The organism is Geodermatophilus marinus (assembly GCF_003428645.1).
Lineage (GTDB): Bacteria > Actinomycetota > Actinomycetes > Mycobacteriales > Geodermatophilaceae > Geodermatophilus.
Window position 1 is genome coordinate 1 of sequence record NZ_QVQH01000018.1, and the last position, 22,521, is coordinate 22,521.

The 22,521-nt window shown below is 76.4% G+C and carries 23 protein-coding genes; 9 read left to right on the plus strand and 14 right to left on the minus strand.

Annotated features, from left to right (window positions below; translation table 11 throughout):
• Positions 1-172: 172 nt before the first annotated feature.
• The 6 genes from D0Z06_RS17525 to moaA all read right to left on the minus strand — a co-directional run bounded on the left by D0Z06_RS17525 (position 173) and on the right by moaA (position 4,792).
• Positions 173-691: a GAF domain-containing protein gene (locus D0Z06_RS17525; protein ID WP_117378844.1), complete on the minus strand. Its 519-nt coding sequence runs from the start codon at positions 689-691 to the stop codon at positions 173-175.
• Between the two features lie 9 nt (positions 692-700).
• The gene (locus D0Z06_RS17530; RefSeq protein WP_117378845.1) at positions 701-928 is read right to left on the minus strand and encodes a hypothetical protein; all 228 of its coding nucleotides are present in this window, start codon (positions 926-928) and stop codon (positions 701-703) included.
• Positions 929-988: 60 nt separating this feature from the next.
• Entirely contained in the window at positions 989-2,041 is a 1,053-nt protein-coding gene (locus D0Z06_RS17535) for a hemolysin family protein (RefSeq protein WP_117378846.1), read from the minus strand.
• Positions 2,034-3,419, minus strand: a complete 1,386-nt coding sequence (locus D0Z06_RS17540; RefSeq protein WP_117378847.1) for a hemolysin family protein — start codon at positions 3,417-3,419, stop codon at positions 2,034-2,036. The genes D0Z06_RS17535 and D0Z06_RS17540 overlap by 8 nt, the downstream gene beginning before the upstream one ends.
• A gap of 66 nt (positions 3,420-3,485) precedes the next feature.
• Positions 3,486-3,737 (minus strand): MoaD/ThiS family protein, encoded by a 252-nt coding sequence (locus tag D0Z06_RS17545; RefSeq protein ID WP_117378848.1) that lies wholly within the window; start codon positions 3,735-3,737, stop codon positions 3,486-3,488.
• Positions 3,738-3,739: 2 nt separating this feature from the next.
• Positions 3,740-4,792, minus strand: coding sequence for a GTP 3',8-cyclase MoaA (gene moaA / locus D0Z06_RS17550; protein ID WP_199522386.1), 1,053 nt, complete (start codon positions 4,790-4,792; stop codon positions 3,740-3,742).
• Between the two features lie 172 nt (positions 4,793-4,964).
• Between moaA and D0Z06_RS17555 the strand changes: the two genes are divergently transcribed.
• From D0Z06_RS17555 to D0Z06_RS17565, 3 genes are all read left to right on the plus strand, one after another.
• The gene (locus D0Z06_RS17555; protein WP_117378849.1) at positions 4,965-6,218 is read left to right on the plus strand and encodes an MFS transporter; all 1,254 of its coding nucleotides are present in this window, start codon (positions 4,965-4,967) and stop codon (positions 6,216-6,218) included.
• Positions 6,215-7,396, plus strand: a complete 1,182-nt coding sequence (locus D0Z06_RS17560; RefSeq protein ID WP_117378850.1) for a GNAT family N-acetyltransferase — start codon at positions 6,215-6,217, stop codon at positions 7,394-7,396. Before D0Z06_RS17555 ends, D0Z06_RS17560 begins: the two co-directional genes overlap by 4 nt.
• 102 nt (positions 7,397-7,498) lie before the next feature.
• The gene (locus D0Z06_RS17565) at positions 7,499-8,338 is read left to right on the plus strand and encodes an aldo/keto reductase (RefSeq protein ID WP_117378851.1); all 840 of its coding nucleotides are present in this window, start codon (positions 7,499-7,501) and stop codon (positions 8,336-8,338) included.
• Positions 8,339-8,432: 94 nt separating this feature from the next.
• Here the strand turns inward: D0Z06_RS17565 and D0Z06_RS17570 are convergent, their stop codons facing one another.
• Positions 8,433-9,242 carry a DUF3097 domain-containing protein gene (locus tag D0Z06_RS17570; RefSeq protein ID WP_117378919.1) on the minus strand — a complete coding sequence of 270 codons (810 nt, stop codon included), beginning with the start codon at positions 9,240-9,242 and terminating at the stop codon, positions 8,433-8,435.
• Positions 9,243-9,544: 302 nt separating this feature from the next.
• On the opposite strand from D0Z06_RS17570, the gene D0Z06_RS17575 reads away from it, so the two are divergent.
• The 6 genes from D0Z06_RS17575 to D0Z06_RS17600 all read left to right on the plus strand — a co-directional run bounded on the left by D0Z06_RS17575 (position 9,545) and on the right by D0Z06_RS17600 (position 15,263).
• Positions 9,545-10,453, plus strand: a complete 909-nt coding sequence (locus D0Z06_RS17575; RefSeq protein WP_370453371.1) for a PRC and DUF2382 domain-containing protein — start codon at positions 9,545-9,547, stop codon at positions 10,451-10,453.
• Between the two features lie 151 nt (positions 10,454-10,604).
• Positions 10,605-11,525 (plus strand): AAA family ATPase, encoded by a 921-nt coding sequence (locus D0Z06_RS17580; protein ID WP_199522387.1) that lies wholly within the window; start codon positions 10,605-10,607, stop codon positions 11,523-11,525.
• Between the two features lie 37 nt (positions 11,526-11,562).
• A complete protein-coding gene (locus D0Z06_RS17585; protein WP_233517772.1) occupies positions 11,563-12,726 on the plus strand; it encodes a vWA domain-containing protein in 1,164 nt (387 codons plus the stop codon).
• 69 nt (positions 12,727-12,795) lie between these two features.
• Positions 12,796-13,917: an XdhC family protein gene (locus tag D0Z06_RS17590; RefSeq protein WP_117378853.1), complete on the plus strand. Its 1,122-nt coding sequence runs from the start codon at positions 12,796-12,798 to the stop codon at positions 13,915-13,917.
• Between the two features lie 97 nt (positions 13,918-14,014).
• Positions 14,015-14,524 (plus strand): MOSC domain-containing protein, encoded by a 510-nt coding sequence (locus D0Z06_RS17595; protein ID WP_233517773.1) that lies wholly within the window; start codon positions 14,015-14,017, stop codon positions 14,522-14,524.
• Between the two features lie 28 nt (positions 14,525-14,552).
• The gene (locus tag D0Z06_RS17600; RefSeq protein WP_117378855.1) at positions 14,553-15,263 is read left to right on the plus strand and encodes a hypothetical protein; all 711 of its coding nucleotides are present in this window, start codon (positions 14,553-14,555) and stop codon (positions 15,261-15,263) included.
• Between the two features lie 60 nt (positions 15,264-15,323).
• On the opposite strand, the gene D0Z06_RS17605 is transcribed toward D0Z06_RS17600, so the two are convergent.
• The 7 genes from D0Z06_RS17605 to D0Z06_RS17635 all read right to left on the minus strand — a co-directional run bounded on the left by D0Z06_RS17605 (position 15,324) and on the right by D0Z06_RS17635 (position 22,502).
• Positions 15,324-16,694, minus strand: coding sequence for a cytochrome P450 (locus D0Z06_RS17605; RefSeq protein ID WP_199522388.1), 1,371 nt, complete (start codon positions 16,692-16,694; stop codon positions 15,324-15,326).
• Positions 16,691-18,073 (minus strand): phenylacetate--CoA ligase family protein, encoded by a 1,383-nt coding sequence (locus tag D0Z06_RS17610; protein WP_117378857.1) that lies wholly within the window; start codon positions 18,071-18,073, stop codon positions 16,691-16,693. The genes D0Z06_RS17605 and D0Z06_RS17610 overlap by 4 nt, the downstream gene beginning before the upstream one ends.
• On the minus strand, positions 18,070-18,672 hold the full coding sequence (locus tag D0Z06_RS17615; RefSeq protein WP_158580022.1) for a TetR/AcrR family transcriptional regulator: 603 nt from the start codon (positions 18,670-18,672) through the stop codon (positions 18,070-18,072). Before D0Z06_RS17615 ends, D0Z06_RS17610 begins: the two co-directional genes overlap by 4 nt.
• Before the next feature lie 131 nt (positions 18,673-18,803).
• Entirely contained in the window at positions 18,804-19,271 is a 468-nt protein-coding gene (locus D0Z06_RS17620) for a hypothetical protein (protein ID WP_117378859.1), read from the minus strand.
• A gap of 60 nt (positions 19,272-19,331) precedes the next feature.
• Positions 19,332-20,240, minus strand: a complete 909-nt coding sequence (locus tag D0Z06_RS17625) for a vWA domain-containing protein (RefSeq protein ID WP_304999762.1) — start codon at positions 20,238-20,240, stop codon at positions 19,332-19,334.
• A gap of 152 nt (positions 20,241-20,392) precedes the next feature.
• A complete protein-coding gene (locus D0Z06_RS17630) occupies positions 20,393-21,286 on the minus strand; it encodes an AAA family ATPase (RefSeq protein WP_117378860.1) in 894 nt (297 codons plus the stop codon).
• 85 nt (positions 21,287-21,371) lie between these two features.
• The gene (locus tag D0Z06_RS17635; protein WP_117378861.1) at positions 21,372-22,502 is read right to left on the minus strand and encodes an NDMA-dependent alcohol dehydrogenase; all 1,131 of its coding nucleotides are present in this window, start codon (positions 22,500-22,502) and stop codon (positions 21,372-21,374) included.
• Positions 22,503-22,521 lie beyond the last annotated feature (19 nt).

The following is a 22,521-nucleotide window of genomic DNA, read 5'->3' on the forward strand; positions in this document are numbered from 1 at the left end:
TCACCTTCGGCGAGCTCACCGACCGGATGGAACTGGCCCGCCACGGCGCCCACACCTTCTGGGGCCTGCTGACCCGCACCGCCGCCACCATCGCCGCGCACACCCTGCTACGGGTTCACGCCGCCGACCTGGGGGTTGCATAAGTCAACCCCCATAACGCGCCTGAGGCCGGTCAGAGCCGGTCGGTGGCCCGGCGCCCCCGCGGTGCGGGCGGCGGGTCGGAGGGCGACACCCCCGCCGCCATGAGCGTGCTGATCATCCGCGCCGCGAACTCCACCTGCGGCAGGTCGCGGGTGGCGCTGCGGGGCCGGGCGCGGAAGCCCAGGCCGCAGACCGTGCCGAACAGCTCCCCGCCGCCCGTCACCAGCGGGACGCCGATGTAGGCGGCGACCCCGGTCAGCGGCCCCAGCCGGCGCGAGGCGTAGGCGGGGACCGCCGCGGTCACCGTCGCCGCGCGGGGGCCCTGCCCCACCGTCATGAGCTGGCAGAAGCTGTTCGCCCACGGCAGCGCCGAGCCCGGCGGCAGGACGGCGGCCGGGTGGGCGTGCAGCACGACCTGCAGGTCGCCGACGACGCGGGTGACCGCCCACACGTCCCAGCCGAGCTGCTCGTGCAGGAACTCCAGCGCGCCGCACGCCGCCCCCGGGAAGTCCTGCCAGGGGGCGACGTCGGTGATGCCCGGCCCCGCCACGTCCCCGGGTCAGGAGCCCCGCCGGTGGTCGCGGAGGTCCTGCTGGGGGTCCCCTCCCGGGGCGACCTCCCGCTCGGCGTCCCCGCGCTCGGCGGCCTCCTCCTCGGCCTCGCCCTCCAGGCGCCGGGCCTCCCCGGCGACCTGGGCGGCGGCGTCCCCGTGCGACTCCCCGTAGAGCTCCTCGGCCCGGCCGTAGAGCTCCTCGGCCTTCGCCCTGGCCTTGTCCCAGATGCTCATGGGCCCATCCTCCCGCGCGGGGGTGGGTCGGCGCAGCGGGTCCGGCCGCGCACCGCGGGCTCAGCGGTGCACGGTGTCGCGGATCTCGCCCACCAGCTCCTCGAGGATGTCCTCGAGCGCGACCACGCCGACGACCTCGCCGACGACCTCGCCGTCCTCCAGCGCGCCGCCCTCCACGACGGCGGCGAACTGGGCGCCGCCGGCCTGCATCGTCTGCAGCGTCGAGCGCAGGTCACCCCGCGCCGGCACCCGGGGCAGCGGCCGGGTGATGTCGGCGACCCGGACGTCGGGCCGGCCCTCGTCGACCAGCACGTCCTTCACGTGCACGTACCCGGTGAAGGCGCCGTCCCGGACGACGGGGAAGCGGGAGAAGCCGGTCCGGGCGGCGGCCCGCTCGACGGCCGCCGCGGTGTCCCCGGCGTCCACGGTGGTCAGCGACGCGCGGGGGATGAGGACGGTGCGGGTGTCGCGGTCCTCCAGGGTCAGCGCGCCGGTGAGCAGGTCGTGCCCGCGCTCGTCGAGCAGCCCGCCCTCCCGCGACTGGTCGATCAGCCCGGCGACCTCGTCGCGGGTGAAGGAGCTGGTCACCTCGTCCTTGGGCTGCACCCGCAGCAGGCGCAGCGTGGCGTTGGCCAGGGCGTTGAGCAGCAGGATCACCGGCTTGAGCAGGGTGACCACCGCGCGCAGCGGCGGGGCCAGGGCCAGGGCCGCCCGGTCGGGGCCGGCCAGCGCGAGGTTCTTGGGCACCATCTCGCCGATCACCACGTGCAGGGCCACGACGAGGGTCAGCGCGATGACGAACGAGATGGGGTGCACCAGCGCCTCGGGGACGCTCACGGCCTCGAACGCCGGCTCCAGCAGGTGGGCGACGGCCGGCTCGCCGATGGCGCCCAGCCCCAGCGAGCAGACGGTGATGCCCAGCTGCGCTCCGGCCATCATCAGGGAGACCTGCTCCATCGCCCCCAGCGTCGTCCGGGCGCGCCGGGACCCGGCCTCGGCCAGCGGCTCGATGGACGAGCGGCGGGCGGAGATGAGCGCGAACTCGGCCCCCACGAAGAAGGCGTTGGCCAGCAGCAGCACGACGGCGACCAGCACCCCGACCCAGTCACCCACGGGAGGCCTCCTCGACCGTCTCGGACGCCGGGACCGCGCCGACGCGCGCCCGGTCCACCCGGGTGCCGTCCAGCCGCTGCACCTCGACCCAGACCCCGCCCAGGTGCCCCTCGGCCTCGCCGGCCAGCTCGGGGGGCAGCGGGCGCACCGCCGTCACCCGGTCACCGGCCTCGGGGATGCGGCCCAGGTGGTGCAGGACCAGCCCGCCCACCGTCTCGTAGTGCCGGTCGGCCGGGACGGCCAGCCCGGTCAGCGCGCTCACCTCGTCCGGGCGCAGCAGCCCGGAGACCGACCACGAGCCGTCCCCCAGGTCCACGGCCTCCGGCTCGGGCTCCTCGTCGTGCTCGTCGGAGACGGCGCCGACCAGCTCCTCGACCAGGTCCTCGACGGTGACGACGCCGTCCGTGCCGCCGTACTCGTCGACCACCACCGCCATCTGCAGGCCGCCGCGGCGCAGGTCCACGAGCAGCTCGTCGAGCTGGCGGGAGGTCGGCACGAACATCGCCGGCACCATCACCTGCTCCACCGGGACGTCGGAGCGCTGCGCGCGCTCGACGCCGAGCGCGTGTTTCACGTGGACCATCCCGACGACGTCGTCCGCGCCCGCGCCCGCGACGACGGGGAACCGCGAGTGCCCGGACTCCCGGGCCGTGGCGAGCACCGCCGCGACCGGGGCGTCCACCGGGACGGTGGTCATCCGGATCCGCGGGGTGGCGACGTCGCTGGCCCGCAGCTCGCCGAAGGCCAGCCCGCGCTCGAGCAGCGTGGCGGTCCCCTCGGGCAGGGTCCCGACGGCCCGGGAGCGGCGGACCAGGGAGGTCAGCTCCTCCGGGGACCGCGCCGAGGCCAGCTCCTCCTGCGGCTCGACCCCGAAGACCCGCCGCAGGATGGCGTTGGCCCAGCCGTTGAGCAGCCGGATGACCAGCGCGGTCGACCGGGTGAACCCGCGCTGGAAGCCGGAGACGGCGCGGGCCACGCGCAGCGGGTCGGCGATCGCCAGGTTCTTGGGCACCAGCTCGCCGAACACCATGGTGAGCGCGGTCGCCAGCACCAGGGCCAGGGTGATGGAGACCGAGCGGGCGGCGGCGCCGGAGAGCCCGACGCCCTCCAGCGGGCCGCGCAGCAGCGCGGCGATCGAGGGCTCGGCGACGAAGCCGATGGCCAGGTTGGTCACCGTGATGCCGAGCTGGGCGCCCGACAGCTGGGTCGAGAGCGTGCGCAGGGCGGCGAGGACGCCGGGCGCCCGGCGGTCACCCTCCTGGACGCGGCGCTCGACCGTGGCGCGGTCCACGGTGACGAGGGCGAACTCGAAGGCAACGAACCCGGCGCAGGCGAGCACCAGCAGGACGCCGACGAGGACGAGCAACCACTCGATCACCGGGTGCCGCCCGGCGGGAGGTCAGGGGAAGGGGGATGGTGAGGCAGCGCCGTCACGGCGTCGGGATCAACCTCCGGCGAACGGGGGCAGCACGTCGACGACCACCCCGGGTTGCAGTTTCAACGAGCGGTCGCGGGTCTGTGTTCCGTCGACCAGGAACGAGCAGGCGGTGAGCACCCGCTCCAGGCGCTCGCCGTGCGCGGCCACGACCTGCTCGACCAGCTCGGCGAGGGTGCCGGCGGTGCGGGTCTCGGTGTCGACGCCGGCGGCCGCCCGGGCACCGGCGAAGTACCGCACCGTGACGGCGGGAGCGGCCACGCTCAGCCCCCGATGGCCGACATCGGCCGGGACGGCTGCAGGAAGCTCGGGTCGTCGATGCCGTGGCCGGGCAGCTTGGCGAGGGTGGCGATCCGCCAGCGGTCGGCCAGCTCGGCGTCGGTGGCGCCGGCGCGCATCGGCGTCCGCAGGTCGGACTCCTCGCGGGCGAACAGGCAGTTGCGGACCTGCCCGTCGGCGGTCAGCCGGGTGCGGTCGCAGGTGCCGCAGAACGAGCGGGTGACCGAGGCGATGACGCCGACCGTCGCCGGGCCACCGTCGACCAGCCAGCGCTCGGCCGGCGCCGAGCCGCGCTCCTCGGTGTCCGGGGTCAGCGCGTGCGCCGCCGAGAGCCGCTCGAGGATGTCCTCGGCGGTGACCATCTCCCCGCGGGTCCACGCGTGGTGGGCGTCCAGCGGCATCTGCTCGATGAACCGCAGCTGGTAGCCATGCTCCAGGCAGTAGTCGAGCAGCGGGACGGCGTCCTGCTCGTTCATCCCGCGCAGCAGGACGGCGTTGACCTTCACCGGGGTCAGCCCGGCGTCGCGGGCGGCGGCCAGGCCGGCCAGGACGTCGTCCAGCCGGTCGCGGTGGGTGAGCTGCCTGAAGCGGTCCCGGTCGAGGGTGTCGAGGCTGACGTTGATCCGGTCCAGGCCGGCCGCGGCGAGCGCCTGGGCGACCCGGGCCAAACCGATCGCGTTGGTGGTCAGGCTGACCTCGGGCCGCGGGGCGAGCGCCGTGGCGGCCTGCACGATGCCGACCAGGCCGGGCCGCAGCAGCGGCTCGCCGCCGGTGAAGCGCACCTCGCGGATGCCCAGCTGCTCGACGCCGATGCGCACCAGCCGGGCGACCTCGTCGTCGGTGAGCACCTCCACCTTGGGCAGCCAGTCCAGGCCCTCCGGCGGCATGCAGTAGCTGCACCGCAGGTTGCAGCGGTCGGTGAGCGAGACCCGGAGGTCGGTGGCGACCCGGCCGTGCCGGTCGACCAGGCCGCCGGTGCCCGGGACCGGGTCCGGCCGGCGCGGGACCGGGTCGGGCAGCGGCGTCGGCGAGGTCACGCCCCGAATGTAGTGGCGGAAGGCCGGTCCGTGCCCCTCCCCGGACAGGGGACGGCGCCGGACGGGAAAGCCGGGGCGCCGGGCCGGCCGGCGTTGCTACCGTCGCGGGGCCACCCGAGTGACCTGCGGGCCGACCGCACTCGCCTGTGGCCAGGAAGCGCGAGAACCTCCCGTGTCACCCCGCACCGTCCTCGGTCCCTACGTCCGCCTGTTCGCCGTGCCCGGGTCCCGGGCCTTCTCCTTCGCCGGGTGGGTCGCCCGGCTGCCCATCCCGATGCTCGGGCTCGGCGCCGTGCTGCTGGTCGCCGGCCGGACGGGCAGCTACGCCCTGGCCGGGGCGGTCTCGGGCACCCTGGCGCTGAGCTTCTCCGTGGCCAGCCCGCAGTGGGCCCGGGCCATGGACCGCCGCGGCCAGGGCGCGGTGCTGCGCTGGGCCATGACGGCCTACGCGAGTTCCGGGGTCGCCTTCGTCGCCGCCGTGACCGCCGGCGCGCCGGTGTGGAGCTGGTTCGTGCTGGCCGCGCTGTGCGGGGCCAGCGGGCCCAACATCGGCTCGCTGGTCCGCGCCCGCTGGGCCGCGGCCCTGGAGGACGCGCAGCGCCGGCAGACCGCGTTCGCCCTCGAGGCCGTCGTCGACGAGGTCGTCTTCGTGGTCGGGCCCCCGCTGGTCACGCTCCTGGCCACCCTCGTCGCGCCGCCGGCCGGCTTCCTCACCGGGATCACGCTGGGCGCGCTGGGCGGGTTCTGGCTGGCCGGCCAGCGGGGCTCCGAGCCGGTGCCCCAGCCACCCGACCCCGACGCGCCGACCCGCCGCTGGGCCGCCCTGAACCGGGCGGTGCTCGTGGTCTCGGCCACCTACCTCGCCATCGGGGCGGTCTTCGGCGCCGTGGACGTCGTCGTCATCGGGTTCGCCGAGGTGGAGGGCGTGCCGGCCCTCGCCGGGCTGGCGCTCGCGGTCTTCGCCGGCGGCAGCCTGCTCGCCGGGCTGGTCTACGGGGTGGCCCGGCTGCCCGGGGGTCTGGACGCGCGGTTCCTGGGGACCGCGGTCTTCTTCGCCCTCGCCGTCCAGCTGCTGTGGGGGGTCGGGTCGATCGCCGTCCTCGTGGGGGTCGGGTTCGTCGCCGGGCTGGCCATCGCGCCGGTCCTGGTCTCCGGGACGTCGCTGGTCGAGGCGCGGGTCCCCCGGTCGGCGCTGACCGAGGCGCTGTCGTGGACCACCACCGGGCTGACCCTCGGGATCACGGCCGGGTCGGCGCTGGCCGGGGCCGCCGTCGACGCCTGGGGCGCGGAGGCGGCGTTCGCCGTCCCCGCGCTCGGCGCCGCGCTGGCCGGGCTGGTGGCCCTGGCCGGTGCCCCGCTGCTGCGCCGCTGCGCAAGGCCGCGCGCCGTGCCGGTCCCCGCCGACGTCGCCCGGGAGACCCTGTGATCGTCACCGTGCGGCCGCTGGCCGACGACGAGCTGGCGGCCGCGTGGGAGCTGGGCCGGTTGGCCTTCGGTGGCCCCGTCCCGCCCCCGGACTGGGCGCTTCGGCCGGTCGACGGCCTGCTGCGGCTGGGCGCCTTCGACGCGCGCGGCCGGCTGGTCGGCAAGGCCACCGACACCGGTCACCACCAGTGGTGGGGCGGCCGGGCGGTGGCGACCGCGGACGTCGGCGGGGTCGCCGTCCTGCCCGAGCATCGGGGCGCGGGCGTGGCCCGCGCACTGCTCGCCGACCTGCTCGCCCGCGGCCGCGAGCGGGGTGCTGCGGTCAGCGCGCTCTTCCCGACCGTCTCGGGGCTCTACCGGCGGCTGGGCTGGGAGGTCGTGGGTGCGCTGCAGCGGGCAGAGCTGGACGCCGCGTCGCTGCCGTCGGGCCCGGTGCCCGGCGTCGAGGTGCGCCCGGGCGAGCCGGCCGACCTCGCGGTGGCCGACGTCCTCTACGAGACCCTCGCCCGGCCGCGGGCCGGGCTGCTCACCCGTCGCGGCGGCGCGTTCGACCTGCCGCACGAGGGCCGGTGGCCCGAGGACGTGGACGGCGTCACGGTCGCCGAGCAGAGCGGGGTCCCCACCGGCGTCCTGGTGTACGAGCGCGGGTCCGGCTACGGGCCCGAGGCGCGGCTGACCGTGCACGACCTGCTCGCGGTCACCCCCGAGGCGGCGCGGGCGCTGGTCGGCGTGCTGGCCGGCTGGCGCACGGTGACCCGCACCGTGCGGGTACCGCTGCTGGCCGGTGACGCGGTGGCCGGCGTGCTGCCGCTCGAGCGCTCACCAGGAGGGCCCGGGGCGGTGTTCATGCACCGGCCGGTCGACGTGGTGCGCGCGGTCGCCGACCGCGGCTGGCCGGCCCACGTGCGCGGGCGGGTGGCGTTCACGCTGCTCGACCCGGTCGTGACGGAGAACACCGGGGCGTGGGAGCTGGAGCTCGCCGACGGCGCCGGGGAGTTGCGCCGTGCCGGCCGCGAGCCGGGGCTGACCCTCGACGTCCGCGCGTTCGCGCAGCTCTACTGCGGGGTCACCACCGGGCACGCCGCGGCGCTGGCCGGGCTGGTGACCGGTCCGGACGACCCGGCCGCGCTGGACCTGCTCGCCGCCGGGCCGCGGGCCGAGCTGCTCGACTACTTCTAGCGGGCCGGTTGAGCGCCGGGCGCTCGGGTAGGTCGTGAGTCGGCAGGTTGTGCGCGACCTGATGCGCGCGCCACGCCCCACCCGTCAGCGAGAGGAGCCCCCGTGGCCACCGTGCCCACGATCCGGCTGAACAACGGCGTCGAGATCCCGCAGCTCGGCTTCGGTGTCTACCAGGTCCCGCCCGAGGACACCGCCGAGGCGGTCGGCGCCGCCCTGGAGATCGGCTACCGGCACATCGACACCGCGGAGATGTACGGCAACGAGAAGGGCGTCGGCGAGGCCATCGCCCGCTCGGGCATCGACCGCGGCGAGGTCTTCGTCACCAGCAAGCTGAACAACGGCTTCCACCGCCGGGCCGACGCGCTGCGCGCCTTCGACCAGACGCTGGCCGACCTCGGCACCGACCACCTGGACCTGTTCCTCGTCCACTGGCCGCTGCCGACGATCGACGTGGACTACGTCGAGACCTGGAAGGCCATGGAGGAGATCTACGCCTCCGGCCGCTGCCGGGCCATCGGCGTCTCCAACTTCCAGCCGCACCACCTGCGCCGGCTGTTCGCCGAGACCGAGGTCCGGCCCGCGGTCAACCAGATCGAGGTGCACCCGTACCTCGCCAACGACGAGGCGCGCACCTTCGGCGCCGAGCACGAGATCGTCACCGAGGCCTGGTCGCCGATCGCGCAGGGCAAGGTGCTCGACGACCCGGCGATCACCGAGGTCGCCCGGGCGGTCGGCCGCACCCCGGCCCAGGTCGTGCTCCGCTGGCACGTGCAGCGCGGCGACGTGGTGTTCCCGAAGTCGGTGACCCGCTCCCGCATGGAGGAGAACTTCGCGCTGTTCGACTTCGAGCTCGACGAGGGGCAGATGGCCACGCTCACCGCGCTCGACCGCGGCGAGCGCACCGGCCCCGACCCGGACACGTTCGACTTCGTCCCCGGCTGAGCCGGACCGGCCCCCCGGGACGTGCGAGATCGCGTGAGCCCGCACGTCCCGGGCGGGGCGGGACCGCCGGGATCGCGCGATCTCGGCGGGGGCTTCAGTCCGTGGTCACGAAGTCGATCAGCTCCTCGACCCGGCCGATGAGCGCCGGCTCCAGGTCGGTCCAGGTGCGCACCCGGGCGAGGATGCGCTGCGCCCAGACGTAGCCGGTGTCGTCCTCCCAGCCGAGCCGGCGGCACACGCCCTCCTTCCAGGGCTCGCCCTTCGGCACGGTCGGCCAGGCCCGGATGCCCACGACCGACGGCTTGACCGCCTGCCAGATGTCGACGAACGGGTGGCCGACCACCAGGGCGTGCTCGCCGGTCACCTGCCCGGCGATGCGCGACTCCTTGGAACCGCGGACCAGGTGGTCCACCAGCACGCCCAGCCGGCGCCCGGCCGCGGGCCGGAAGTCGCGCACGATGCCCGGCAGGTCGTCCACGCCGTGCAGGGGCTCGACGACGACGCCCTCGATGCGCAGGTCGTGGCCCCACACCTTCTCGACCAGCTCGGCGTCGTGCTTGCCCTCGACGAGGATGCGGCCCTCGCGGGCGACCCGCGCCCGTGCGCCGGTCACGTACGTGGAGCCCGAGGCGCTGCGGGCGGGTCCGGCGGGGACCTGCGGCCTCGGGCGGACCAGCACGACCGGACGGCCGTCGACCCAGAACCCCGGGCCGAGCGGGTAGCCCCGCACCTTCCCGAACCGGTCCTCCAGGTGCACGACGTCCTTCTCGCATCTGACGACGGCGCCCACGAAGCCGGAGCTCGGGTCCTCGACGACGAGGTCGCGCTCGGCCTCGACCTGCGGGACCGGCTTCTTGACGGTGCGGGGGTGCACCAGGTTGTCGTAGGGGGAGCGTGGTGGCACGCCCTCCAGCTTGGGCAGCCCGCGTCCGCCGACCCGCCAGCGACGCGCCGGGAGCCGCGCGCCCGACACGCCCGACCGGGAGCCGCTCACCGTGCGTCACCGCGATCCCCACCGCGGGGGTGTGCCGCCGGCACACCGCGCATCCCCGGTCTGACCTGGGCGGACGCGCCCGGCGGTGGCGTTGCGGGACCGGTGCTGGACGCCGGCACGCCCGGCGATCGGGCGAGTCGGACGGATCCGGTCTGTTTCGGCGCGCCGGTCGGCGGTCACCCATGGGTCGACCGTTCCGAGCAGCAACCCCGATGGGAGCGACAGCGACGATGATCGGCACCGAGTCCATCAACCGCGTGATCGGCAAGGACGTCTACGACCAGTCCGGCGAGAAGATCGGCTCGGCGTCGGAGGTCTACCTCGACGACGAGACCGGCCAGCCGGAGTGGGTCACCGTCCGGACCGGTCTGTTCGGCACCAAGGAGTCCTTCGTCCCGATCCGCGACGCCGACATGACCGACGACGGCGTACGGGTCCCCGTGAGCAAGAGCGCCGTCAAGGACGCCCCCAAGATCGACACCGACGGGCACCTCTCCCCGCAGGAGGAGCAGGAGCTCTACCGCTACTACTCCATGGAGTACGGCACCACCGGCCGCACCGACCGGGACGTCACGACGACCGACCGCGACGTCACGACGACCGGCACCGAGTCCACGACCGGCATGGCCACCACCGGCATGGCCACCACCGGCACGGAGCGGACCGACGACCGCATGGGCACCGACGACCGCGCCGCCGTCGGCCGTGACACCTCCGGCCCGACGACGGACAGCGCGATGACCCGCTCCGAGGAGCGCGTCAACGTCGGCACCCGCACCGAGGAGACCGGCCGCGCCCGGCTGCGCAAGTACGTCGTCACGGAGAACGTGAGCGAGACCGTCCCGGTCTCCCACGAGGAGGTCCGGGTCGAGCGCGAGCCGATCACCGACGCCAACCGCGGCAACGCCATGGACGGGCCGGCGATCAGCGAGGAGGAGCACGAGGTCACCCTCCACGCCGAGCGCCCCGTGGTGGAGAAGGAGGCCGTGCCGGTCGAGCGCGTCCGCCTCGACACCGAGACGGTCACCGACCAGGAGCGGGTGTCGGCCGACGTCCGCAAGGAGGAGATCGACGTCGACGGCGTCCGGGACGGCGTCCGGGACGACGACCGGCGCGTCTGACCGCCGCGCGCCGCCGGCACCGCACGCCGGCGGCACCGCACGCCACGACGGCGCCCGCCCGGTCTTCCCGGGCGGGCGCCGTCGCGCGTCCGGGCGGTCCTGCCCGACCGGGCAGCGTCGCCCGCCTCCGGCAGGTGGGATGCTCGTCGGCGTGAGCGAGCTGGTGAGCGAGACCTCGACGGCCACCCCCGGGCTGGGGTTCGCCGACCCCGACGAGCTGGCCGCGGCGCTGCGCTCCACCGGCTACCTGCCCGACGAGGGGCTGGCCACGGCCGCCTACCTGGCGCTGGCCATGCACCGGCCGCTGTTCCTCGAGGGGGAGGCCGGCGTCGGCAAGACCGCCCTGGCCCAGGCCCTGGCCGAGGTCACCGGGCGGCCGATCTACCGGCTGCAGTGCTACGAGGGCCTGGAGGCCAGCCAGGCCCTCTACGACTGGGACTTCGGCCGGCAGCTGCTGCACCTGCGCGCCGCCGAGGCCGCGCACGCCACCGGGGACACCGAGACCCTGGAGGCCTCGCTCTACGACCGGCGGTTCCTGCTGGCCCGCCCGCTGCTGCAGGCCCTCGAGGACTCCCCGAGCGTGCTGCTGGTCGACGAGGTCGACCGCGCCGACGACGAGTTCGAGGCGTTCCTGCTCGAGGTCCTCTCCGACTTCACCATCTCGATCCCGGAGCTGGGCACCATCCGGGCGTCGACGCCACCGCTGGTGATCCTGACCTCCAACCGCACCCGCGAGGTGCACGACGCCCTCAAGCGGCGCTGCCTCTACCACTGGCTGCAGCACCCCGACTTCGACCGCGAGGTCGCCATCCTGCGCACCCGCCTGCCCGAGGTCACCGAGCAGCTGGCCCGCGAGGTGGCCCGTGCGACCGCGAAGCTGCGCACCCTCGACCTGCTCAAGCCGCCCGGGGTGGCCGAGGCGATGGACTGGGCGACCGCGCTGCACACGCTGGGCGCCCGCGACCTCGACCCCGACGTCGCCGCCCGCACGCTGGGCGCCGTCCTCAAGTACCGGGAGGACACCGACCGGGTGCACCAGCTGACCCGGGGGGCGCTGTTCGGTGGCGGCTGACGTGGGCGCCGGCGCAGGTAGCGGAAGCCATGCCCCCGTGCCGGCCCCCCAGGACGTGGGCACGGCCGCCAATGCCTCGGCTCGGCGGCCCGCCCGGGACGTCGTCGACACCGTGCTCTCCTTCGCGCGGACGCTCCGGCACGCCGGCGTCGCGGCCTCGCCGGACCGGGTGGAGGCGATGCTGGCCGCCGCCGGGGCGCTCGACGTCCTCGACGCCACCGACGTCTACTGGGCCGGCCGGCTGACCCTGTGCGGCGGGCCCGACGACCTCGACCGCTACGACGCCGCGTTCGCTGCCTTCTTCGGCGGCGAGGTCCCGCGCCCGGGCCGGCCGGCCCCCGGGCCGCCGGACCGCCAGCTGGCCACCACGGCCCCGCTGGAGCCGCCCTCGGGCGAGGGCGAGCAGGCCGACGAGGAGCCGCCGGAGCTCGCCGGCCGGGCCAGCGAGGCGGAGGTGCTGCGGCACCGGGACGTCGCCGAGATGTCGCTCGCCGAGCGGGAGCACCTGCGCCGGCTGTTCGCCCTGCTCGTGCCGGCCTCGCCGATGCGCCCCTCCCGCCGGCGCCAGTCGAGCCCGCAGGGGGCCGTGCACCCCTCCCGCACCGTCCGCCGGGCGCTGCACAGCGGCGGGGAGGTCACCCGGCTGCTGCACCGGCGGGCCCGGCCGCGCCCGCGCCGCGTCGTCCTGCTCGTCGACGTCTCCGGCTCGATGAGCCCCTACGCCGACGCGCTGCTGCGCTTCGCGCACGCGGCCGTGCGCGCGCACCCGTCGGCCACGGAGGTCTTCACCATCGGGACGCGGCTGACCCGGGTGACCCGTGAGCTGCGGCTGCGGGACCCCGACAGGGCGCTGGCCGCCAGCGCCGGGGCGATCCCCGACTGGTCGGGGGGCACCCGCCTGGGGGAGGTGCTCAAGGCCTTCCTCGACCGCTGGGGCCAGCGCGGCACGGCCCGCGGCGCGGTGGTCGTGGTCTGCAGCGACGGCTGGGAGCGCGGCGGCACCGACCTCCTGGCCGAGCAGATGCGGCGGCTGCACCGGCTTGCGCACGCGGTCGTGTGGGTGAACCCGCACAAGGGCCGGGAGGGCTACGAGCCGCTGACCGCGGGCATGCAGGCCGCCCTGCCCTCGGTGGACGCGTTCGTGGCCGGGCACAGCATGGCGGCGTTCGAGGAGCTCGTGGGAGTGATCTCACGGGCCTGAGCTGTTGAGCGGAGTGGATCGGTCGACGTGACGCCGACGGATCCACTCCACTGCGAGGGAGGGGCTGCGATGCGGGACGTGCTCGAGGACCTGGTCGGCTGGTGGCAGGCGGGCGAGACCGTCGGGATGGGCACGGTGGTCGCCACCTGGCGCTCGGCGCCGCGCCCGGCCGGCGCCTCGATGCTGGTCGGACCCGACGGGACGGCGGTCGGCAGCGTCTCCGGCGGCTGCGTCGAGGGCGCGGTCTACGAGGAGGCCAAGGACGTCGTCGACTCCGGCGTCCCCACCCTCGAGCGGTACGGCGTGAGCGACGACGACGCCTTCGCCGTGGGCCTGACCTGCGGCGGCATCCTCGACGTCTTCGTCGAGCGGGTCTCCCGCGAGTCCTTCCCCGAGCTCGGCGAGATCAAGGAGTCGGTCGACCGGCACGAGCCGGTCGCCGTCGTCACCTGCGTGGCCGGCCCCGAGGACCGGGTCGGGCGCCGGCTGGTGCTCTGGCCCGACCGCGCGTCGGGCACCCTCGGCCTGCAGCGGCTCGACGACGCCGTCGCCGCCGACGCCCGCGGCATGCTGGCCGCCGGGCGCACCGGGATGCTGCACGTCGGCCACGACGGCGAGCGGCGCGGGGACGACCTGTCGCTGTTCGTGAACTCCTTCGCCCCGGCGGCCCGGATGGTCGTCTTCGGCGCCATCGACTTCGCCGCCGCGGTCGCCCGGGTCGGTGCCTTCCTCGGCTACCGGGTGACCGTGTGCGACGCCCGCCCGGTGTTCGCCACCCCCAAGCGGTTCCCCGACGCGCACGAGGTCGTCGTCGAGTGGCCGCACCGCTACCTGCAGGCCGAGGTGGACGCCGGGCGCATCGACGAGCGCACCGTGCTCTGCGTCCTCACCCACGACCCCAAGTTCGACGTCCCGCTGCTGGAGGTCGCGCTGCGCCTGCCGGTGGCCTACGTCGGCGCGATGGGGTCGCGGCGCACCCACGAGGAGCGGCTGGCGCGGCTGGAGGAGGCCGGCCTGTCGAAGGAGGAGCTCTCCCGGTTGTCCTCCCCGATCGGTCTGGACCTCGGTGCCCGCACGCCCGAGGAGACGGCGATTTCCATCGCCGCGGAGGTCATCGCCGGGCGCTGGGGCGGCACCGGGGAGCGGCTGACCGGCACCGAGGGCCCGATCCACCGGACGGCCGACCGTTAGGCACCGTCCCGGGTCCCGCCCCGAGCTCGCGGGGGGTGGGGAGGACGGAGCCCTCCGTCGATACGACGTCGAGGTCGTCGCGCTGCTGGCCTCGCCCGTGCACCGCTACGGCGGCCGGCCGCAGCGGCCGGTGCCCGACCAGGCCGGCGACCGCCGCGCGGAGATCGAGGTCCGGGCCGGGCACGGGGTCGTGGGGGACCGCTACGCCGGCCGGACCGCCCACCGCGGCGCCCAGCTCACGGTGCTCGCCGTGGAGGCGCTCGAGGCGCTCGCCGACGAGCTCGGGACGGACCGGTTCGACCCGCTGCTCGCCCGGCGCACCGTCGTCCTCCGCGGCGCGGAGGTGGAGGCGCTGCGCGGGCAGGAGTTCGCCCTCGACTGCGGGGAGGGCGAGGTGCGGCTGCGCGGCGGCCGCCCGGCGCACCCGTGCGCGTGGATGGACGTCGTCCTCGCGCCCGGGGCGCACAACGGGCTGCGCGGCCGGGGCGGGGTGCGCTGCGCCGCGCTGTCCGACGGCGTGCTGCGGGTGGGCCCCGCCGTCCTCACCGCGCCGGTGCCGCTGGACCCGGCCCGCGCCGGGGCCGCCGTCCTCCGCGCGCGGTCGTGACCGCGCGCGGACGGGGTACGGGGGACCCGTGCGCACCCGAGCCGCGGCCGTCGCCGTCCTGACCACCCTGCTCGTCCCCGCCTGCGGGGGAGGGGGCGGTGCCGGCGACCCGGCCGCGACCGGTGGCGCACCGGCGGGGGCGACGACGCAGGAGCCGCGCCGGTCCGGCCCCGAGCTGGTCGGGGCCGCCGCCGACGCGCTGGAGGAGGCCGGCTCCGTCCGGGTGCGCGGGACGGCCACGGGGGACGGCGCGGAGGTCCCCGTCGACCTGTTCCTCCGCGGCGACGACCTGACCGGGACGGTCGGGCTGGCGGGCCGGACCGTCGAGATCGTCCGGGCCGACGGCGAGCTCTACGCCCGGGCGCCCGCCGGCTTCTACGAGGACCGCGGCGTCCCCGGGTTCCTGGCCGGGCAGCTCGACGACGTCTGGGTGACCGTCCCCGAGGGGCAGGCCGAGGGGCTCGACGCCGTGTCCGTCGCCGCCTTCGCCGACCAGTTGCGGTCCCGCGCCGAGGACGCGCAGGAGGACGTCGGCGACGGCGAGCTCGCCGGCCGGCCGGTGCTCGTGGTCACCGGGGCCGACGGTGCGTCGGTGTGCGTCGCCGCCGAGGGCGAGCCCTACCCCCTGCGCATCGACAGCGCCGAGGGGGAGTTCCGGCTGGACCGGTTCGGCTCGGACCGCACCGTCGAGGCGCCGGGGTCCGCCCTCGACGTCGGCGGCCTCGTCCCGGGCGGCTGAGCGGGGCGCCACGGGTGCGTCCCGCGCGCCGCGGCACCCCGCCTACCGGGGGGCGGCCGGTCAGCGCGGCGTCAGCCGGCACGGGACCGGCGCCGCCGGCCGCAGTGTCACCCGCGGCCGCACCGGGATCGGCCGGTCGGGCGTCTCGACCCGGTAGGCGCGGAGCACCGCGCCCAGCACCACCAGCGACTCCAGCAGGGCGAAGTGCCCGCCGATGCAGGCCCGCGGGCCACCCCCGAAGGGGAACCAGGCGTACCGGTGCCGCGCCGCCTCCCGTTCGGGGGCGAACCGCCGCGGGGCGAACCGCTCGGGGTCGTCCCAGTGCCGCGGGTGCCGGTGGGTCACCCACGGGTAGACGGCCACGTCGGTCCCGTCCGGGATGCGGTAGCCGCCGACGACGTCGTCCCCGCCGCTGCGCCGCCGGCTGGTGGCGTACGCCGGCGGGTAGAGCCGCAGCGCCTCCTTCAGCACGGCGGTGAGGTGGTCGAGCCGGTCCAGGTCCGCCCGGGACGGCACGTCGGGCAGGCCGCGGGCCTCCTCGTGCGCCCGCTCCTGCTCGGCCGGGTGGGCGCCCAGGAGGTGCAGCGCCGCGGTCAGGGCGGTCGCGGTCGTGTCGTGCCCGGCGAACAGGAACACGACCACCTGGTCGCGGACCTCGGCGTCGGACAGCCCCGCACCGCCGTCCCGGGCGGCGACCAGCCGGCCGAGCAGGTCACCGCGGTCCCCGGCGTCGGCCCGCCGGGCAGCGGTCAGCCGGTCGACCAGCGCCTCCACCCGGCGGCGCTCGTGGCGGGCCCGCAGGTTCGCCGGCGTCGGCCACCCGGCGGGCACGGGCAGCGGGGCGAAGCCGCGCCGCCGCACGTGCTCGCCGATGACCGGCAGCGCCGTCCGGACCAGCGGGACGGCGTCGTCGAGGTCCGCCCCGAGGAGCACCCGGCCGACCACCCGGAGCGTCAGCCGGGTGGTCTCGCGGTGCAGGTCGACGGGCTCCCCGGTGCGGGCCGGCGCCCGCCAGCGCTCGACCAGCGCGCCGGCCTCGGCCGCCATCACCGGCAGGTACCGCTCGACCTGCGCGTGGGTGAACAGCGGCTGCACGAACCGCCTCTGCCGCAGCCAGGTCCCGTCCTGGCTGGTCAGCAGCCCGTCGCCGAGGTCGTCCCGGAGCGCCGCGTAGAAGCGGTTGTCCTTCCGGTACCGGGCCGCCTCGGCGGCCAGCACGTGGTGGACGCCCTCGGGGGCGTAGACGCCGTGCACGACCAGGCGCACCCCGGGCGGGCCCGCGGTGAAGCGGACGACGTCGCCCAGCTCGTGCAGCGCCCGCAGCTGGGTGGCGAGCAGCCGCCTGCGCAGGTCGGCGGCGGAGCCGAGGACCGGCAGCCCCGGCATGGTCGGCGCCTCGCGGACCCCGGTCGGCCGGGCGGGAGCGCTCACCGCGGGCCCCCCGTGGCCAGGGGAACGATGCGCCGGGCCTTGCCGGTGCGCGGGTCGGCGGGGACGGCGTCGGCCGTCCGCACGGTCACGGTCGCCCCGGTCAGCCCCGCCCGCACCAGCGACTCGCGCACCCGCCGGGCGAGGTCCGCACCGTCGAGCGGCCCGTCGGGGACGACGGTCAGGGACACCCCGTCGGCGGTCTGGCGCACCTGGTACTCGACCACCTGGGGCGTGGCGACGAGCGGGCTGCGCAGCACCAGCGGGTGCACGGTCACCCCGGGCCAGTGCAGGACGTCGTCGGCGCGCCCCTCGACCGCCACCCGCAGGTGGCCGGACCCCTCCCGGGCCGGCTGGGCGACGAACCGGTCGTCCAGCTCGTAGCGGATGAGCGGCTGCACCGGGTTGGCCAGGTTCGTCACCAGCACCCGGGCCGAGGGCGTCCCGGGGGCCACCGGGCGGCCGGCCTCGTCGACCAGCTCGACGACCGCGAGGTCGGAGGCCAGCTCGATGACCGACCCGCCCGGCGCGCTGACGCCCAGCACGCCCTCGCTGGACCCGAACTGGTCGACCGGCGGGACCCCGAAGGCCTCGGTCACCCGCGCCTTGGCCTCGGCGGGGAACTGCTCGCTGCTGCCGGTGACCGCCACCGGCCCGATGTGCAGCCGCCCGGCGGTCTGCTCGGCGGCCAGCACCGAGAGCACCGAGGGGTAGCCCTGCAGCAGCGGGGGCTGCAGGGCGTTGAGCCGCGCGACGATCTCCGGCACGGGCAGGGTCACCGGGACGGAGGTGACCCGCAGGAGGTCGCCGGAGAACAGCGACGGCAGCACCCGGCTGGCGTGCAGGGCGCGGCCGGCGGCGACGATGGTCATGGGCATCCCGCCCGGGGGTACGCCGCGCTCCACCAGCCGGCCCAAGGCCGCCCGGGTGAGCCCGAGCAGGTAGTCCACGGCGGCGCCGCGGTCGTACACGAAGACGCCGCGCTGCCCCGAGCTGCCGCCGGAGGCCAGCACCACGTACTCGTCCAGCAGCAGCTCGGCCTCGGTGCCCGTGCCGGCCAGGTGGGCCTCGACGCGGTCCCGGGTGAGCCGCGCGTCGGTGACCAGGTCGTCGAACGCGGCCATCGCGTCGGCCTTGGTCATGGTGGGCAGGCCGGGCAGGTCGGCCGGGGTGAACCGGTCGACGTCCACCCCGGCCAGCCGGTCCCGGTGGAAGGCCGACCGCTCGCGGGCGTGCCGCAGCAGCCGCCGCAGCCCCGCCCGCTGGTGGCCGGCGAGCCGCTCGGCGTCCCAGGTCAGCCGGTCCAGGTGCGCCGGCAGGGCGGCGCGCACCCGGGCCCGGAGCCCGGCGCGCAGGTCCTCGCCGACGGCGGTACTGGTCATGACACCGCTCCCTCCCTCGTGCCGAGCAGCCGTGCGGCCACGGCCGCGTCGACCTCCTCCATCAGCTCGTCGCTGAAGGCCTCGCCCTCCGCGGCCCGGGCCAGGGCGGCGCCCGGGCCCATCGCCAGCCCGGCCCGGGCCAGGGCCTCGTAGCGCTCCCGCGGGGCCTGCCCGCCGTGCAGCCGGGCGAGCACGTCGGTGAGCACGCCGACCAGCCGGCCGTGCAGCTCGGCGAACCGGGCCGCGAGCCCCGGGTCGCGGGCGGCGTGCACGCGGAACTCGACGACCAGCAGCGTCCAGTCCAGGTCCGACCGCAGGATGCGGGCCCACTGCCGGGTGACCGCCGTCCCGGCGTCGAGCGGGTCGCCGGCGGGCAGGGCGCGCAGCTGGGCGCTGCGCTCGTCGACCCGCTCCTCGAGCAGGGCGAGGAACAGGTCGGCCTTGCCCGCGAAGCGGGCGTAGATGGCCCCCGTGGTGAACCCGGCCTCCTGCGCGACCGCGTCGACGGTCGTCCCGTGGTAGCCGCTGCGCAGGAACACCGCGCGCGCCGCGGCCAGCAGCGCCGCCCGCGTCGCCGCCGCCTGCTCCACCCGCGTCATCCGCCTTCGCATAACGCCGTTATTGGAATAGCGGCGTTATCGCGATGCCAGGGTCGGAGGTCCCTGCCCGTGCCCGGGTCGGGGTGCCGCGGGAGCGTTCCCCGCGCCGGGGCACTCCACCCGTGCGCGGGTCACCCGCTGCGGGGCGGTGTCGAGGTCAGCCGGAACTCGCGCTCCGCGTCGAGGTACTGCACGTCGACCCGGTGGCCGTGCAACCGGCTCATCGCGACGACCCGCGCGAGGTCGGCCAGCCCGCAGCAGCCCAGCAGGAACGGCAGCGGGGCCGGGTTCAGGACGGTCCGCGCCCGGTCGTAGAGCCGGTAGTCGCTGCCGAGGAAGACGGTGGCGGCCCGCTGCGCGGCGGCCCCGGTCAGCCGGACCACCACCGGCCGGTCGCCGGCCAGCGCGTCCCGCGCGCGGGCCAGCAGCCGGGGGTCGGCGAAGTCGAGGGTCACCGGGCGGGCCGCCACGGGACCGGCGCCGGGCGCCGGGTGCGCGCCCGGGAGGGCGGGGTCGAGGATGGCGCTGAGCATCGGGCTGACCTCTCGTTCGCCGCGGGCGGTCCCCGGGGCCGTGCCGCCGGGGAGCTGCTCACCCACCGGACGGAGACTCGCACGTGCTGCCGTGATACCGCCGCCCGCCCGGGCCGTCGGCACCGCTCAGCCGAGCAGGGACCGCACCGCCGCCGGGGCGCCGGCGGGGCTCCGCAGCGGCGCCACCCGACCGTCGCCGGCGGCCGCCAGGGCCGCGCAGGCCGCCACCGACGCGGCCTCCTCCGACAGGGAGAGCACGTGCAGGTGCGCCCCGACGCGGGCCAGCGCGGCCGCGGCGGGCAGCGGGTCGGGGCTGTCGGTGGGGACGCCGTCGGAGAGCAGCAGCACGTCGCGGGCGGCGGCGCGGGAGCGGCCCAGCTGGGTGGCGGCGGTGCGCAGCGCCAGGTCGAGGTCCGTCGTCCCCCCGCCGCCGAGGTCGAACAGCCGGTCCACCACGACGTCGACCCGCGGGTCGGAGGACAGCGGCCGCAGCACCACCGCCTGCGACCAGAAGGCCACCACGGCCAGCTCGTCCTCGGGCCGCATGCGCTGGGCCAGCGCCGAGGCGGTGAGGACGGCGACGGCCAGCTCGTCCCCGGCGACCGAACCGGAGGCGTCGACCAGGAGGACGCACGCCCGGCCGGTGGAGCGCCAGCCGCGGGTGTGCAGGTGCTCGGCCCGCCAGTGCGGCTCGGCGCCGCGCGCGGCCAGGGTGGCGTCGAGGTCGACGTCGCTGCCGGTGTCGTCCCGGCGGGTCACCACCCGCCGGGTGCCGGGCCGGTCGGGGACGCCGGCCCGCGGGGTGGCCACCGGGAGCCGGGTCGCCAGCCGCCGCGCGGCCGCCCGCAGCCGGGGGTCGAAGGCGCGGCCGAGGGCGGCCAGCAGCCGGGCGGCGGCGTCGGGGTCCCGGGCGGCGAGGTCGGCCATCGCCTGCTCGTCGAGCTCGCCGGCCTGCGGGGAGACCTGCTGGAAGTCCGCGTGGGCACGGGCCAGCTCGTCGCGGCCGGCCTTGCGCGCGGCGTTGTCCCGCAGCACGTCCTCGACCTCGCCGGGGTCCTCGACGGGGGCCTGCTGCGGCCGGCGGCCGCCGGGCGGGTTGCGCAGCGCGTCGCCGTCGGGCGCCGGGGGTGGCTCGCTCCCGCCCGCCTCGCTCCCGCCCGCCTCGCTCCCGCCCGCCTCCTCGGGCGTCAGGCTTTTCCCAGCTCCTCACCGGCCCGGTGCCAGATGTCGGTGACGACGTCCTCGACGGTGCGGGAGGAGCCGTCGGCCAGCGTCACCTTGCCGGTGAGCGCGGCCAGCGCGGCGTCCAGGCCGGTGTCGTCCTCCACGGCACCGTGCCCGCGCACCGTGGCCAGCTCCAGGGCGATGAGCACGGTGTCGATGGCGCCCCGCACCGAGGAGCCGATCCGCAGCTCGGGGTGGTCGCGGGTGATGCGCACGGTGCGCACCGCCTGCGCCACCAGCGGGTCCGGGCCCTCGGTGGCCGCGGCGACGACGGCGAGCTCGGCGTCCTCGTCCTGATAGCCCATCGCCACCCGGCAGGAGCGGTCGTAGAGGGCCGGGGTGACCCGGGCGGTGCCGACCGCGTCGAACGGGTTCATGGCCGCGACCAGCCGGAACGTCGGCCGGGCCACCACCCGGCCGTAGCGCGGCACGTGCATCTCCCGCTCGGAGAGCACCCCGAGCAGGACGTTCATCGTCTCCTCGGGGACCCGGTTGAACTCCTCGACGTAGAGCACGGCGCCGTCGGTCATGGCACGGGTGAGGGGGCCGGGGACGAAGTTCTCGGCGCGGTAGTCCTCGGTGAGCACCCGGGAGGCGTCGTGGTGGCCGACCAGCCGGGTGGGGGTGAGCTCGGCGTTGCCCTCGACCAGCACGAGCGGGACGCCGGCGCCATCGGCCAGGGCGCGCAGCAGCGTCGTCTTGCCGGTGCCCGGCGGCCCCTCGAGCAGCACGTTGCGCCCGGCCGACAGGGCCGCGGCGACGACCTCCGCCTCCCGGATCCGGGCGACCACCCGCTCGCGGGCCACCCGGACCATGCCGGTGACGTCCAGCCGGCGGGCGGCGGTGGTGGTGCTCATGGCCTGCTGCTGCTCCTCGGGGTGACGACGTGCGACCGGGGCGCCCCGCGAGGGAGCGCCCCGGTCGCCGGGGACGGGTCCGGTCCTACTGGCCGTGGACGACGACCCCGCGGATGTTCTTGCCCGCGTGCATGTCCTCGTAGCCCTGGTTGATGTCCTCGAGCTTGTACCGGTTGGTGATCAGCTCGTCGAGCTTGAGCTTCCCCTCCTGGTAGAGGCGCAGCATCTTCAGCATGTCGGCGCTGGGGTTCTGGTCGCCGAACAGCGCGCCGCGGATCTCCTTGGTGAAGAGCGCCAGCATGCTCGGGTTGATCGGGATGCCCACGTCGGTGAGGTCGCCGAGGCCGGTGATCACGACCCGGCCGCCCTTGCCGAGCGCCTCGACCCCCTGGGCGACGTGCTCGCCCTTGAGGATCCCGACCGTGATCAGCACCTTGTCCGCGCCCTGGCCGTTGGTGACGCTGCGCGCGAACTCGCCGGCCTCCTCGATGCTCTCGAAGGCGTGGGTGGCGCCGAGCTCCTGCGCCTTCTCCCGCTTGAAGGGGATCGGGTCGACGGCGATGACGTGGCTGGCGCCCGCGTTCGCCGCGCCCTGCACGGCGTTGATGCCGATCCCGCCGATGCCCATCACGATCACGGTGTCGCCGGCCCTCACCTCGCCGGCCTGCACCGCCGTCCCCCAGCCGGTGCCGACGCCGCAGCCGACCAGGCAGGCGACGTCGAGCGGGATGTCCTCGGGGATCTTGACCGTCGAGCGGACGTCGACCGTGGTGACCTCGGCGAAGGTGCCCAGGCCGCACATCTGGCCGACCGGGGTGCCGTCGCCGGTCTGGAAGCGGAAGCTCTCCGCGTCGTCCCACCGCGAGCCGATCAGCAGGTTGGCGCCCGAGTCGCAGATGTACTGCTGGCCGTTGGCGCAGTAGCGGCAGCGGCCGCAGCCGGGCAGGAAGGAGAAGACGACGTGGTCGCCCTCCTTGAACCCGGGGGTGCCCGGGCCGACGGCGGTGACGACCCCGGCGCCCTCGTGGCCGCCCAGGAAGGGGTAGTGGCCGACCGTCATGTCACCGGTGGCGACGTGGTCGTCGGAGTGGCACAGGCCCGACGCCGCCACCTTGACCTGCAGCTCGCCGGTCCGCGGGTCGTCCGCGACCAGGTCGGTGACCTCCCACTTGCCGGGAGCGGAGCGCAGGATCGCCCCGCGGGTGTTCACAGGCACGGATGAACCTCCTCGTTCG